Genomic DNA, 14308 nt, shown 5'->3' with positions numbered 1-14308 from the left:
CGGTATGACGCGGCCAGTCCGGACCCGGCCCCACCGAACCCGGCGGCCCCGCGTGACAACCCTTCCGCAGCTGATCGCGAACGCTGTCGAGACCAATCCCGACGGTGCGGCGTTGATCCTCGCCGACGGCACCGGTCCGCTGGAACAGGTGAGTTACGCGGATCTGGACGCGTGGTCCAGCCGGTTGGCCCGCTCGCTCATGGCGCGCGGTATCGGGCCGGAGGACCTGGTGGCCGTGGCCATCCCGCGCTCGCTGGACGCGGTGCTGGCGGTCTGGGCGGTCGCCAAGACGGGTGCGGGTTTCGTGCCGATCGATCCTGCCTATCCACCCAACTGGATCGCGCATCTGCTGGTCGACGTCGGCGCGGTGTACGGCCTGGCGGTGTCCTGGGTCCGCAACGAGCTGCCCGACGAGATCGAATGGCTGCAGGTCGATACGGTCGGCGCCGCCCGCGCCCTGGAGGAGTTCTCCGCCGAACCCGTCACCTATGCCGACCGGATCCGGCCGCTGCGGGCCGAGCATCCCGCGTATGTCAGTTACGCCAGTGACGGGGAGTCCTCGCCGGACGGCGTCGTCGTGACCCAGGCCGGCCTGTCCGGTCTGTGTTCCGAACAGCAGGGTCGCTACCGGGTGGAACCCGAGGACCGCACCCTGAACTTCGCGCCGCTTCCGTCGGATTCGTCGGTCCTGGAACTACTGCTCGCGCTCGGCGGCGCCGCGACCATGGTGGTGGTGTCACCGCTGGTGTCCACGGCGGACGAACTGACCGAGCTGCTGCTCCGCACCGGAGTCACCCACGCCTATCTGACTCCCGATGCGTTGGAAGTGATCGATCCGGCCGGGCTCGACGAACTGGGCGTGGTGATCACCGGTCGCCGGCCGTGCCCGCCCGAACTGGTGTCGCGCTGGGCGATTCCCGTCGGTGCGGGTTCGACGAGGGTTCTCTACCAGGGTTACGGTCCGGCCGAGTCCACCGTCATGACCAGTATCAGCACCGCGCTGACACCGGGCCGGCCCCCGACGATCGGTGCGCCGATCCGCGGTGTGACGGCCCATATCCTCGACGAACGACTCGCCCAGGTGACCGACGGTGAACCAGGGGAGCTCTACCTCGGCGGACCGCAGCTGGCACGCGGCTATCACCGCAGGCCCGGGCTGACGGCGCAATTGCTGGTCGCCGATCCGTATGCCGACGACGGCTCCCGGCTCTTCCGCACCGGTGACCTGGTGCGCCGCATCGGCGACGGCGAGATGGAATACCTCGGGCGGACAGAACTGCCCGATACACAGCCGGGGCCGGTGGACACATCCCGGCCGGCCGGCACCGAACAGGTCCCCACCGCCGAGTCCACCGCCGATCCGGTACTCGCGCCCGCCGGACCGCCGCCCGACTTCGAACAGAGCCTCCCGATCCGCGAGACACCGGCCGAACAGCCGCGGCCCGCCGACGCCGGGCGGTCGGCCGGTGACGATTCCTTCGCCGGGTACGGCTACGGCATGTCCGGCCCGGAATCCGGTGGTGCCGATGCCGCACCCGAACTGCCCGTGCGGGCCGTGACCGAAAGCCGCCTCGCGTCCGAACAACGCGATATGGAGCTGCCGGGTCGCGGTTACCTGGAAATGCCCGACCGCCAGTCTCCGCTGGGCGGCCGCAGTGCCCGGACCGCGGACCCACTCGCGTCCGCTGCCGGAGAACCGGATGCGCGGCGGTCGCCGGACAGCACCGACGACGGCTGGCTCGGCGGCGGCCACCGGTCTGCCGCGTCGGGCGACCCGCAGCTCTCCCGTGGCGGTTCGCCGGTGCCGACCGGTGGTGACGCCCTGGCGTTCTACGAGAACGCCAGGGACTACCCGGCGGCGAACCGGGCACCACGGCCCGCGGTGCGCCCGGAGGAATCGCACGCCTCGGATTTCCCGTTCGGTGCCCGGCAGGACAATTCCCCGAGTCCGCTCTGGCCCAGTCCTGCCGGTATCCCGGCCGTGGCCCCCGAATCCCCGGCGCCGGAACCGTTACCGGCACCGAGCGAAAGCCCGATCGCCGCACCACGTCCCGAGTCGATACCGCTCTCGCCGGGCCAGCTGCGATGGTGGGAACGTAACCGGTTCACGCCCGACGAGGGCTCCGATACCGTCACCGCCGCGATGACCCTCACCGGCACGCTCGACGCGACGGCCATGCAGGCCGCCGTCGCCGATGTCGTCGACCGGCACGAAACGCTACGCACCGTCTATCCGGAGACCGGCGGCACCCCGCATCAGGTGGTGTTACCGCGCGAACAGGCTGTACCAGAAGTGATCGCCGAACCGGTCGACCCCGCCGACCTGGCGGGTTGGCTGGCCGCGTTGTCGCGAACCGATTTCGACGCGGCCGACCCGGAGCAGGTACCGGTACGGTTCGCGCTGGCCGAAACCGGTCCCCGGGAACATGTGGTCGCGGTGGTCGTACACCGCATCCTGGCCGACGAGATGTCGGCCGGATTGCTGCTGCGGGACTTGCTGCGAGCGTTCCTGGGCCGGCGCAACCGGTCACGGCCGCTGTGGCAGCCGCTTTCGGTGCAGTACCTGGACTATTTCCTGAGCCGCCGGGCCGAACTCGGCGAGGCCACCGATCCGGATTCGCTCGCCGCGCGGCGGCTGATGTTCTGGCGGGAGTATCTGGCCGGGTTGCCGCCGCGGCTGGAACTTCCGGCCGCGGTCGCCCGGGGCGGAGCAGCCGGTTTCGGAGTGCACGGTTTCGAGATCGGTACCCGCACCCATCGCCGGATCGCCGATATCGCCCGCCGGGCCGAGGTATCGGAGTTCATCGTGGTCCGCGCGGCCTTCGCGGTGCTACTGGCCCGTTCGGCCGCGGTCACCGATATCGTGCTCGGCAGTTCGGTGCGTGGTCACGACGAACGCGAACTCGACGACGCGATCGGGCCCTATGCCAACACCGTGGTGCTGCGTACCCGGATCGACCCGGCCGAATCCTTCCTGGACCTGGTCGCGCGGGTGGCGGAATCCGATCGCACCGCCTTCGCCCACGCCGATCTGCCCTTCGAGATCCTGGACGCGGCCATCGGTGGCGGTGCGCCGCTGTTCGAGATGGCCATTTCGCTGCGGCACAACGATGTTCCGCGGCTGGAGATGCCCAGTCTGTCCACCGAGCCGATCGATATCGCGAACGCGGCCACGGAGTGCCCGCTCCGGCTGGTCATCGACCCGAATCGCGCGCCGGACGGCTCGCCGGACGGGATCACGGCGGCGTTCCAGTTCGCCGCGGACCGGTTCGATGCCGCCACGGTCGCCGAGATCGCGCGCCGGTTGCAGCGGGTGCTCACCGTCGCCGGCGGCGACCCCGACGGTCCGGTCGGGGACATCGATCTGCTGTCGCGGGCCGATCTCGACAGGTTGCTGGTGGTCTGGAACGACACCCGCTACCCGGTGGCGCCCGACCTGTTGCTCGACGGATACCGCCGCACCGTCGCTACCCGCCCGGATACGGTGGCGGTGGCCGACGCGACGACCGAGCTGACCTATCAGGAATTCGACGCGCGGGTGAACCGGCTGGCCCGGCGGCTGATCACCGCGGGGGTCGGGACCGAGACCCCGGTGGTCGTGGCGGTTCGCAACTCTCCCGAGCTGCTGGTCGCGATCTACGCGGTGCTGACCGCCGGCGGGGCCTGCCTACCGCTGGACCCGGACGATCCGGCCGGTTGGAACGCGCTGGTGATCGATACGGCCGGACCCGCCTGTGTAGTGGTGGGCCGGTCGGACGAATCGCGACTGGCGGCGGCCCTGAAGGCGACCGGGGCGCACCGGGCGGCACCGGTTCTCGTGGTCGATGTGGACGATCCCGCCGGTTACCCGGCCGGTCCGGTGCGCCCGGAGGAACTGATCCGGACAGTGCTACCGGGTAATACGGCGTATCTGCTGTGCGCATCGGTGACACCGGACGGGCCGGAGCTGGCCGCTCTCTCGCACAGCGCGATCAACAACCAGATCACGCTGATGCTCGCCCAGCACCCGATGGGTTTCACCGACGTCTATCTCCAGCAGAATCCGCCGACCCGCGACACCTCGCTGTGGGGGAACTTCCTGCCCTTGCGCGCGGGTGCGGAACTGGCGCTGGTCCCGGCCGGTGCGCAGGATCCGGAGCAGATCGCGGCGGCGATCGCCGCACGCGCGGTCACGGTCACCGATTTCGGACCGGACGAACTGGCCGCTTTCGCCGGCCACGCCGACCCGGGGCCGGTGCGCAGCCTGCGCGAGGTCTTCGTCACCGGTGGTCCGTTGGCGCCCGACACCGTGGTGGCGTTGCGGGAGCGATGCGGAGCGCGGGCACAGAACCTGTACGGAACCTGCGAAACCGCCGTTTCGGCGACCTCCTGGCCCGCCGCCGGCTCGGCGGAACGGTCGGTCCCGATCGGGCTGCCGCAGTGGAACACCCGGGTGTACGTGCTGGATTCGCGGCTGCGCCCGGTTCCGCCCGGAGTCCCCGGTGAGCTGTATCTGGCCGGTGACCAACTCGCCCGTGGATATGCCGGCCGGTCCGCGCCGACCGCGGATCGGTTCGTGGCCAACCCGTTCGGATACGGCCAGCGTATGTACCGGACCGGGGATACGGTGCTGTGGCACGAGGCCACCGCCACCACACCGCAGCGACTCGATCACCTGGGCCGCACCGACGACAGCTTCGGATACCGCGGGCATCGGGTCCGGCCGGCCGTGATCGCGGCCGCGCTGCGCGCCCTGCCCGGTATCGCCGAGGCCGTGGTTCTCACCCGCGATACCGGTCCGGCCGTATCGTCGGCCGCGCGTCCGGGTGCGCGTCTGGTCGCCTATGTGGTGCCCGAGCAGCCGGGGACCGAACCCGATCTCGCCGCGATACGTGCCGCACTCGGCCGGACGATACCGGGCAGGCTGGTACCCGCGGCCTTCCTGGCGGTCGAGCGGATCCCGCTGACCGGTACCGGTGCCCCCGATCACACCCGGTTGCCGGATCCCGGCAGTATCGCGCCCCTGCCCCCGGACCCGGGTCCATGGGCCGGGGAAGTTCTGCCCGGGCTCGACGAGGTCTCACGCAGCGCGGAATTCGACCCACCGGCCGCGGATGGGTCACCTGCCGCGGCGTCGTCGGACGGCTTCACCGCCGGTGCGGCACCGGAATCGTTCGCCGGCACCGTTTCGGAGGCCGTCGATGAGCTTCCGCCGACGCCGACCGCGGCGCGGTTGCTGGACAATCCCGTCCCCGGTGTCGAGATCCGGTCGATCGTGCTCGAACTGCCCGGCGACCGGCCGCTGAGCCGAACCGAGGCCGCGGTGCGGTCGCTGATGGCCCGGCATCCGATGCTGTCGGCCCGATTCGACCCGGCCGGGCGACCGGCCGTCCTGCGGATTCCGCCGCTGGAACGGCGGGGCGAACAGCAGTACTGGTGGCTCGGACCCGAATCCGGTGAGAACACGGTCGCCACCGACGATGTGGTGCAGGCCGCGGCCGACGCCCTGGACCCGGCGTCCGGGCGCAATATCCATTTCGTCGTCACCGGTACCGAGCCGGAACGCCGGTTGGTGCTGGTAGCCAACGGATTGGCGGTCGACGACCGTTCGTGGCGGATCGTCGTCGACGAGCTGATCGCCGGCTGGGCCGCCGCCGATCCTGCCGCGGCCGCGCCGGAGAGCGAACTACCGCAGCTGGTGCATGCGCTGGACGCGCGTGCCCGCTCCATCGAACTACTCGACGAGTCCGGCTGGTGGCGCCGCAACCTGGCCGGCGCGCAGATCGCGCCCCCGCTGGAACCGGCCGATCTGCGGTTGCGGCGGCGGGTTTCGCTGGCCATCACCGCCGAGGGCACCTCCGCGGTGACCGCCGCGGCCGACGTCTATCGGGCGACCGTGACCGAAGTACTGCTGACCGCCGTGGCCATCGCACTGCGGACCGGTGAACAGGGTGCGGTGGCCCGCGCGATCGGGTCGCTGGTGCGCTGTGACACCGACGCCCGCTCGTTCGCCGGCGGAAGCACCGATCTGGTGGGCGGTTTCGCTACCGAATTCCCCCTGTCGGTCCGGGTCGCCGATATCGATACCGCCGAGGCGCTGGTCGGCGGCCCTGCCGCGGGCCGGGCCCTGGTCCAGATCCGCGATCTGTATCGGTCGGTGCCCGACGGCGGTGCGGGTTACGCGCTGCTGCGGTATCTGAATCCGGAGACCACCGCCGAGTTCGCAGCCGCCGAATCGGGCCGGTTCACCCTGCGCTACCGGGATCTGCGCCCTGCCCGCGTCCACACCGACGGCCCGGCCGACGGTGTGCCGCTGGTCCTGACCGTCGATGCCACCGACGACGGCCTGCTGTGCCGGTTCGACTACGCGACCGAGGTGTTCGTCGGCGAGGATGTGAAAACCTTCGCCGAACACTGGGTCCGGGCACTGGGCGGTCTCGCCGAACACGGGTTGCGCCCGGGGACCGGTCACGCGGAGCCCGCACCCGAACCGGAGCCCGCCCGCGCGCCCGAACCGATCCCGGATGCCGAGGTCACCTCCCTGCTGCGTCCGATCACCGATGCGACCGGTCCCGGTGGGTCCGCGGCGAGCCGTGGCGTCCTCCCGCGCCGGCAGCCCACCGGGGATCGGATCCCGGAGGGGCCGGGTGCCGCAGGAGGCGGTCTTCCACAACGTGCCCCGGCCGGAGATCGGGTGCCCGATGCTTCCGGTGCCGGTTCTGTCGGGCTCCCGCAACGGTCGTCGGTGCAACCTCCGGTCCCGGACACGACCGGCCCGTCCCCCACCGGCGGGCTTCCGCAGCGCCGGTCCCGGCCGGCCGATTCCGTTCCGTCCACGGAGTCGGCTGCCGCCACGTCCGCGCCGACCGATCTTCCGCACCGCCGGCCGGCCGATACGGCCGGATTGCCTGCGGAACCGGATGCGCGGGCCCGGCCGACAGCCACTCCGCTCCCGCGATACGGCACCGGGGCCGCGGCGGGTACCGAGACCGAATCGGCAGAGCACGAAGTGGATTCGGTAGCGACCCCGTCGCTGCCGCGACGGCGTCGACGGCCCGAAACCGATCCCGCTTCCGTATCGGGCCCGTTGCCGCACCGCCGGCCGGATCCCGGTTCGGCGCCGGTGCCCACCGATTCCCGGGCCGGGGATCCGGGTGGATCCGGATCGGGCCCGATTCCCGCGCATTCCGCCGACTCTTCGCCGGTGTCGTTGCCGAACGGATCCGGCGCGCCGCCGGAAGAGGAGCGTTCCGGTACCGACCCTGTGTCGGCCGAAGCCCCGGGGGTACTTCCGCGGCGCCGGTCCGGACTCGACGACGGGGCTGCCGCGGAGCCGGTGCCGCAGGCCGCCGATCCCTCGCCGGTATCGCTGCCGCAGCGACGGTCCCGGCTCGGTGCGCAGCCCGATGCCGAACCCGTTCCCGCCGCGTCGGATCCACTGCCGCAGCGGGGTCTCGGGTCGGCTGTGCCGGAGTCGCGCACCGGTTCCGAGGCGGGGGCTCCCGCGCTGCCGCAGCGTAGGTCCCGGTCCGACAGCGGAGCCGACGGACCCGCCGACCTCCCGCGCGACCCCGCTCCCGCGCCGCTGCCGCAGCGCGGCGTGCCGAGCGAGCCGGTGGCGGAGTCGGCTCCGGCCCCGCTGCCGCAGCGCCGCCCGAAGCCCCTCCGCGACGAGACGGAGGGCCCCCGGGACTGGACGCTGAAGCGGTCGCGGCCCGCGGCGGCCCCGGAGTCCGAACTCACTTCCGGGCCGGCTCTCACCGCGGAACCGGAACCGATCGCGGATCCGGAACTCACTGCCGATCCCGAACCCACCACTTTCCTGCGGCCGATCGCCGATGTGGAGACCACCGCCTATATGTCGCCGGTCATCGATCTGGGTGGACGGGACGACCAGAGCACGCTGCTGTCGCTGTTCGACGAACAGGTGGCCCGCACTCCGACGGTCCCGGCCGTGCGACAGGGCGCACGGGTGCTCAGTTACATCGAACTGGACCGTAAGTCCCGGGCGCTGGCCGTGGAGCTGATCCGCTTCGGTGTCGGGGCGCAGACCCTGGTCGCGGTGGCCATGCGTCCCGGTATCGACCTGGTCGTCGCGGTGTGCGCGGTATTGCGGGCCGGTGGCGGATACCTGCCCGTGGACCCCGGGCGTCCGGCCGGAGAGCTCGACGAGTTGCTGGCCACGGCCGCGCCGATCTGCGTGCTGAGCACCTCGGACGAGGGAGTCACCACCGGTACCGGGATCTCGGTGGTCGCCATCGATCTGCTGTACCTGGACCTGCCCACCGACCCTGCCGCCGATCCGGCGGTGGTCGCCGACGATCTCGCCGATATCCGGTACGTCCCGGATGGGGTGGCCGGTGTCGCGAGTACGCACCGGCAGCTGGTCGAGCGGCTGCGCCGGGCTCAGCGCAGCCATCCCTACGATTCGGCCGATCTGGTGCTGCACGCGGCGCCGACCGTCGCCGATATCACGCTGTGGGAGCTCTTCCGGCCGCTGCACCACGGCGCCCAGATCCTGATGCCCGATCATCCGGGCCGGGCCGCCGATCTGTCGCGCTCGATCGCCGCGAACAGGGTGACGATCGTGCACGTCGTCCCGTCGCTGCTCGACCGGTTCCTCGATTCGGTGACCGACGGCGGCGGCCGGTCCTCGCATCCGAGCCTGCGGCGGGTGGTCGTGGACGGTGCCGCGCTGCCGCCCGGTGGCGTCGAACGGTTCATGACCCTGCTGCCCGGCGCGGAGCTGGTCATCTGGTACGGCCACAACGAAACCGGCGTGATCACGGTGGGTTCGGTCGGCGGGCGGCCGGTCACCAACGACCGGGTGTACCTGCTCGACGAGCAATTGCGCCCGGTTCCGCCGGGCACCGTCGGCGAAATGTATATCGGTGGCCCGCAACTGGCCCGCGGCTATTACGCTGCCGGCGGCGAGACGGCGGCACGGTTCATCGCCACCGGTGGCGGGGGCCGGCTGTACCGGACCGGCGATTTGGTCCGCCGGCGGGACGGTGTGTTGGAATACGTCGGGCGTGTCGAACATGTCGGCGGGTCGCTCATGAGCGGTTCCGGCCGGGGCGGGCATGATTGACCCGGCCCGGAGTGTTACAGGTCACCGGGCGGACGCCCGTACGTACCGAATCGTCACGATCCGCTCGACCGGAACGAGATGTTCGGGCAACGCTACGGTAACGATATGTCCGCAAGGTACGACTACAGGGACAGAACTCCCGGGGTGGGTGAACCATGCCCGGTTACTGTGAGGCGTTCGGGCCCTGGAGCCGGTAGTTGCGGTGCGGAAAGAGCCCGATGGAAATTCGAGACGAAGCGAAGGTGCGAAATTGATACGTCGACTCTCCCGGCGTGGCGGTAGGCGCGCCGCGGCGATGGTCGCGGCTACAGCAGTGCTGACCGGTGTGATGACGGGGCTCGGCGGTAGTACCGCCGGCGCGGATCCGATCATCGAATCCAAAACCCTGCTGGCCGACCCCACCGCGCCCGACGGGTCGCGCATCGTGAAGGCCGAGTACAAGGACGACCGTAGTCTGCGGCTGTACGTCAACTCGGTGGCCATGGACAAGGACATCATCGTCGATGTCCAGCGCCCGGCCGATGCCTCGGAGCCCCGGCCGACCCTTTACCTGCTCAACGGTGCGGGTGGTGGCGAGGATTCGGCATCCTGGCAGGCCCAGACCAACACTCTCGAATTCCTGTCGGACAAGAACGTCAATGTCATCCAGCCCGTCGGTGGTGCCTGGAGCTACTACACCGACTGGATCAAGGACGACCCGGCTCTGGGCCGCAACAAGTGGAAGACCTTCTTCACCGAGGAGCTTCCGCCGCTGGTCGACGGCGCGCTGGGCACCAACGGCGTGAACGCCATCGCCGGTCTGTCCACCTCGGGCACCACGGTGCTGGCCCTGCCGATCGCCAAGCCCGGTCTGTACAAGGCGGCCGCTGCCTACAGCGGTTGCGCCCAGACCAGCGATCCGGTCGGTTCGGAGTTCGTGAAGCTCACTGTCAACACGTGGGGTGGCGGCAACACCGACAACATGTGGGGCCCGGAAGGCTCGCCGGAATGGGTCGAGAACGATCCCTTCGTCCACGCCGAGGGTCTGCGTGGTCTGGGGCTCTACGTCTCCACCGGTAACGGCCTGCCCGGCCGCTGGGACACCCTGAACGGCCCGCATACGCTGCCCGGCGCCTACGGCCTCGCCAACCAGATCCTGGTCGGCGGTGTCATCGAGGCGGGTACCAACTACTGCACCCACAACCTGAAGACCCGGCTCGATTCCCTCGGTATCCCGGCCACCTTCAACTTCCGTGATTCGGGCACCCACTCCTGGGGCTACTGGGAAGACGAGTTCAAGGCTTCCTGGCCGGTCCTGGCCGGTGGTCTGGGCATCTAGTCCCAGCTGTTCTGCCACGCCCGTGCCGGGGCGGCCGACGGCCGCCCCGGCACGGGCGTTTTCGTACCCGGGTGACCGGATATCAGGCGTTCTGAACGGAGCCCTGCGGGAGGAACGCTTCGATATTGCGTGTGCACCAGGCCGCGAAGGTGCCTGGACGGCGGCGAAGAATGTGTTCGACGGTCTCGGTGCGCAACCCGGTGGTGTCCCGGCGCATCAGCGTGAATCCTTCGAGGACGGCGTCGGCAAGTGCCGGTGGAGCGCCGTCGGGGTACCGGGACGCTACCGCCTGTTCGGGCGTCGTGGCCTCGTGGATCTCGATATCGCGGCCGATCGCCGCCCCGATGACCGCCACCTGTTCGGCGATGGTGAACATCTGCTCACCGGTGAGGCAGTACTCCTTTCCCTCGTGGCTGTCCTGGGTGAGAACGACTGCGGCCACTGCCGCTATATCGGCCGGGTCGACCGGTGCGTAGCGACCGGGGCCGGTGGGGTCGTCGACGGCGCCGCCGGCGCGGATCACCGGTGCCCACTCGAGGGCATTGGTCATCAGGCCGCCGGGGCGCAGGATCGTATAGGGGATGCCCGAATCCCGGATGATCGTTTCGCGTCTGTGGTGCCAGCGCCCCATCGCGGGTATCGGGTCGCCCAGCACGTTGTACGACGACAGCAGCACGATCCGGCCGACCCCGGCTTCTCGCGCAGCGGCGACCATATGGCGGGTGTGGTCGATGCCGATGCCGGGGACGAGCAGGAACAGTCGGTCGACTCTGTCGAGAGCCGGTGCGTAGGTGCTCGGGTCGTTCAGATCGCCGACTACGCGTCGGGCTCGCTCCGGGAGCCCGACGGCGCGGCGCGTATCGCGGACGAAGATGCGGAACTCGGTATCTCGGGCCGCGAGTTCGCGTACGAGCTCGCGGCCGATGTTCCCGGTCGCTCCGGTGACAAGTAGCATTACCACTCCAAGTTGTTAGCCGTCTAATGAAAACGATAGACGGCTAACGACTTGTGGACAAGCCGCCGCTGCGAAGGTTCTGGAGGGTTTCGGTGCCGGAGTTTCTCGATCTGCACAGCCGTACGTCGAAGCTGCTGCGGGCGCTGGTGGAGCGCGGCGTACGCCCACTCGGCCTGTATCCCGGTCAGGATCTGGTCCTCGGTGTGCTGTGGGACCACGACGGCCGGACGCCCGGCGAGGTGGCCGCCGCACTGCACGTGACGACCCCGACGATCGTCAAGACGGCCAACCGCATGACCGAGAGCGGGCTACTGACGCGACGCCGGGACCCCGCCGACAACCGGCTCGTCCGGTTGTGGCTCACCGAGAAAGGGCGGGATCTGCAGGAAGCGATCGAGGCCGGCCGTAGAACGCTGGAGGAGTCGATCACCGCCGACCTCACCGACACCGAAATCCGGGCCCTGCTCACCGCGTTGGACAAGATCCATAATTCGGCGACGCGGCTGCTCGAACAACCACCGCGATCCGGCCCGGCCTGACCGGGGGCGAGTGCACGCCCTACGGCAACGACCGGGATTTCCTCGGCAGGGGGGGATCGCGCCTACTCCGCGAATACCGCTTTGCGTTTACCGAGCATGGCGCCGGCGCCTTCGAAGAAATCGGGCGACTGCAACAGTTCGACCTGTCCCGCTTTCTCGTCGGCCAGCGCCGTGTCGAGGGCGGTCAGGGTGGCCCGGTTGAGCGCCTTCTTGGTGAGTTCGAGGGCGCGACGCGGACCGTGCGAGATCTTCTCGGCCGCGGCCTCTACGGCGGCGTCCAGTTCCTCGGTATTCGCCAGGACCTCGGTGAACAGTCCTTCGGCATGTGCGGCCGGGGCGGGCAGGCGTTCGCCGAGCAGCGCCATCCGGGCCGCCAGCGGGCGGCCGGCGGCGGCGGCGACCAGGGCCGCGGCGCCGCCGTCGGGCATCAGGCCGATATTGATGAAGGCCAGCAGCAGATAGGAGTCCGCTTCGGCGTAGACCAGATCGGCGGCCAGCGCGATACCGACACCCACTCCGGCGGTCGCGCCGCGCAGGCGGACGATCACCGGGACCGGTAGGTCGACGATGGCGCGGACGAGCCGGTTGGCGGCATCCATCACCTGGTCGGGGGTGATACCGCGAGCACCTTCCGCGGCGCTGGCGGCGAGGTCGGCACCGGTGCAGAAATCGCCGCCCTCACCGGTGAGCACGACCACCCGCACAGCCTTGTCCTGTGCCGCGGCGAGGAAGGTATTGCCCAGTGCGACCATGGAGTCGTAGTCGAGCGCGTTCTTCCGTTTGGGCTTGGTGAGGGTCACCCGCAGTACACGGCCGTCCTGCGCGGCGGAGAAACCCGCCGGCTGCGTCGCAGGGGGAGGTGTGGGGGAATCTGTGTCGACCATGCGCGCTCCATCGGGTGCGGTCCGGTGCCAACCGGGTGGCGAATAGCGGTTAACGTTGCGAATTGTGGTTAACTTAGGTTGACTTGTCGGGCGCTGTCAACACCGGCGGCGCCGCCGAGGCGAACGGAGAATGCATGGTCGCGGATAGCAGCCGGGTGGACCCGGTGCGCGTGCGTCCGGCCGACCGTGGCAACGGCCAGGGCGGGCGGCGCCGGCCCAAGGACCGCAAGGTGCAGATCATGCGTGCCGCGGCCCGGGCCTTCAGCGAACGTGGCTACTACCCGGTCGGCGTGGACGAGATCGCCGCCGAGGTCGGGATCTCGGGTCCCGCACTGTATCGCCATTTCGCCAACAAGTACGCCCTTCTGGTCGCGGCGGCTGAGGAAGGCGCGCGGCAGCTGCTCGAGGCCGCGCGCGCCGCGGACGATCCTGGGGCGAGCCCGGACGCACGCCTCGACGCTCTGATCCGGGCCGTCGCCGAGCACACCATCGAGATCCGTCGCGAGGCCGGTCTGTACCGGTGGGAGGGCCGCTATCTGGAGCAGCCCGACCGTGCCCGGATCCGCACTCTGTACAACGAGATCAACAACGCGTTCGCCGCGCCGATCGAGGAATTGCGCCCAGGCGCCCCGCCGGAGGACATCGCCCTGCTGGCCGCGGCCGTTCTCAGTGTGATCGGCAGTATCTCGGCCCATCGCACCGCGCTGTCGAGCGCCAAACTCCTCCCGTTGCTGCACGATATGGCCTGGTCGATCGTGCGCGCCGAGCTACCGCCGGCGCCCGGCGCCGGGGAACCGGACAACACCCCGCGTGGTCTGCCGGTGACCTCCAAACGCGAACAATTGCTCACCGAAGCGATCCGGATCTTCGGTCGCCGCGGCTATCACGAGGCCAGTATCGAGGAGATCGGCGCGGCTGTCGGCATCAACGCCTCCAGCGTCTACCGCTACTTCAGCAGTAAATCCGATCTACTGGCCGCGGCGTTCCACCGCACCGGCGACCGGCTGGCGTTCGCCATCACCGAGGCGCTGGCCGAGGCCAGCGGGCGCGCCGACGCGGTCGACAAGATCGCCGACCGCTATGTCCGGCTCAGCTTCACCATGCCGGAGATCATGCCGGTGTACTACGCGGAGTTCCCGAATCTGCCGCCGGCCGAACAGCACAAACTCCGTGCCATTCAGCGCCAGAACGTGCACGAATGGGCCAACCTGCTCGACGGCGACCCAACCGAGGCCCGCTTCCGGGTGCATTCGGCGATCGGCCAGGTGATCGATGTGGGCCGGTTGATCCGCTTCGATTCCCGGCCGCCGCATACCGCCCGGGTCCACGCCCTCATGATGGCGGTGCTGCTCGGATCTTCGAACAGCTGACCGGTATTCGCCCGAGCGCGGCAGATACGGGCATATCTCGGGAGGGCGTTGTCCGTCGACTCTGTGTCCGCACATCGGCGGCGGCGTTGCGCTGCGCTCGATTCTGTCCGGCGTCGTTGTGGCCCTGAGCCCGAAATCCGGGTTCGGGGCTTGACCTTGCCCCTGGGGCAAG

The 14308-nt window shown here is 70.0% G+C and carries 6 protein-coding genes; 4 read left to right on the top strand and 2 right to left on the bottom strand.

Translation table 11 applies throughout. The annotated features are described in order from the left end of the window. Positions 1 to 52 precede the first annotated feature (52 nt). Together ACWCPQ_RS22960 and ACWCPQ_RS22955 are read left to right on the top strand one after the other, a co-directional pair. Positions 53 to 9070, top strand: a complete 9018-nt coding sequence (locus ACWCPQ_RS22960) for an AMP-binding protein (protein WP_449902097.1) — start codon at positions 53 to 55, stop codon at positions 9068 to 9070. A gap of 295 nt (positions 9071 to 9365) precedes the next feature. Next, the gene (locus ACWCPQ_RS22955; RefSeq protein ID WP_449902141.1) at positions 9366 to 10388 is read left to right on the top strand and encodes an alpha/beta hydrolase; all 1023 of its coding nucleotides are present in this window, start codon (positions 9366 to 9368) and stop codon (positions 10386 to 10388) included. 82 nt (positions 10389 to 10470) lie between these two features. On the opposite strand, the gene ACWCPQ_RS22950 is transcribed toward ACWCPQ_RS22955, so the two are convergent. After that, positions 10471 to 11343 carry an NAD(P)H-binding protein gene (locus ACWCPQ_RS22950; protein WP_449902094.1) on the bottom strand — a complete coding sequence of 291 codons (873 nt, stop codon included), beginning with the start codon at positions 11341 to 11343 and terminating at the stop codon, positions 10471 to 10473. A 92-nt stretch (positions 11344 to 11435) separates the two neighbouring features. Here ACWCPQ_RS22950 and ACWCPQ_RS22945 point away from each other — a divergent pair, with 92 nt between their 5' ends. After that, positions 11436 to 11882 (top strand): MarR family winged helix-turn-helix transcriptional regulator, encoded by a 447-nt coding sequence (locus ACWCPQ_RS22945; RefSeq protein WP_449902092.1) that lies wholly within the window; start codon positions 11436 to 11438, stop codon positions 11880 to 11882. Between the two features lie 62 nt (positions 11883 to 11944). On the opposite strand, the gene ACWCPQ_RS22940 is transcribed toward ACWCPQ_RS22945, so the two are convergent. Continuing rightward, the gene (locus ACWCPQ_RS22940) at positions 11945 to 12766 is read right to left on the bottom strand and encodes an enoyl-CoA hydratase-related protein (RefSeq protein WP_449902090.1); all 822 of its coding nucleotides are present in this window, start codon (positions 12764 to 12766) and stop codon (positions 11945 to 11947) included. A gap of 134 nt (positions 12767 to 12900) precedes the next feature. Between ACWCPQ_RS22940 and ACWCPQ_RS22935 the strand changes: the two genes are divergently transcribed. Beyond that, the gene (locus tag ACWCPQ_RS22935) at positions 12901 to 14136 is read left to right on the top strand and encodes a TetR/AcrR family transcriptional regulator (protein ID WP_449902087.1); all 1236 of its coding nucleotides are present in this window, start codon (positions 12901 to 12903) and stop codon (positions 14134 to 14136) included. Positions 14137 to 14308 lie beyond the last annotated feature (172 nt).

It is taken from the genome of Nocardia sp. NPDC001965 (assembly GCF_053594175.1).
The sequence above is the reverse complement of the archived record's forward strand: the minus strand, read 5'-3'. Positions and strand labels throughout refer to the sequence as shown.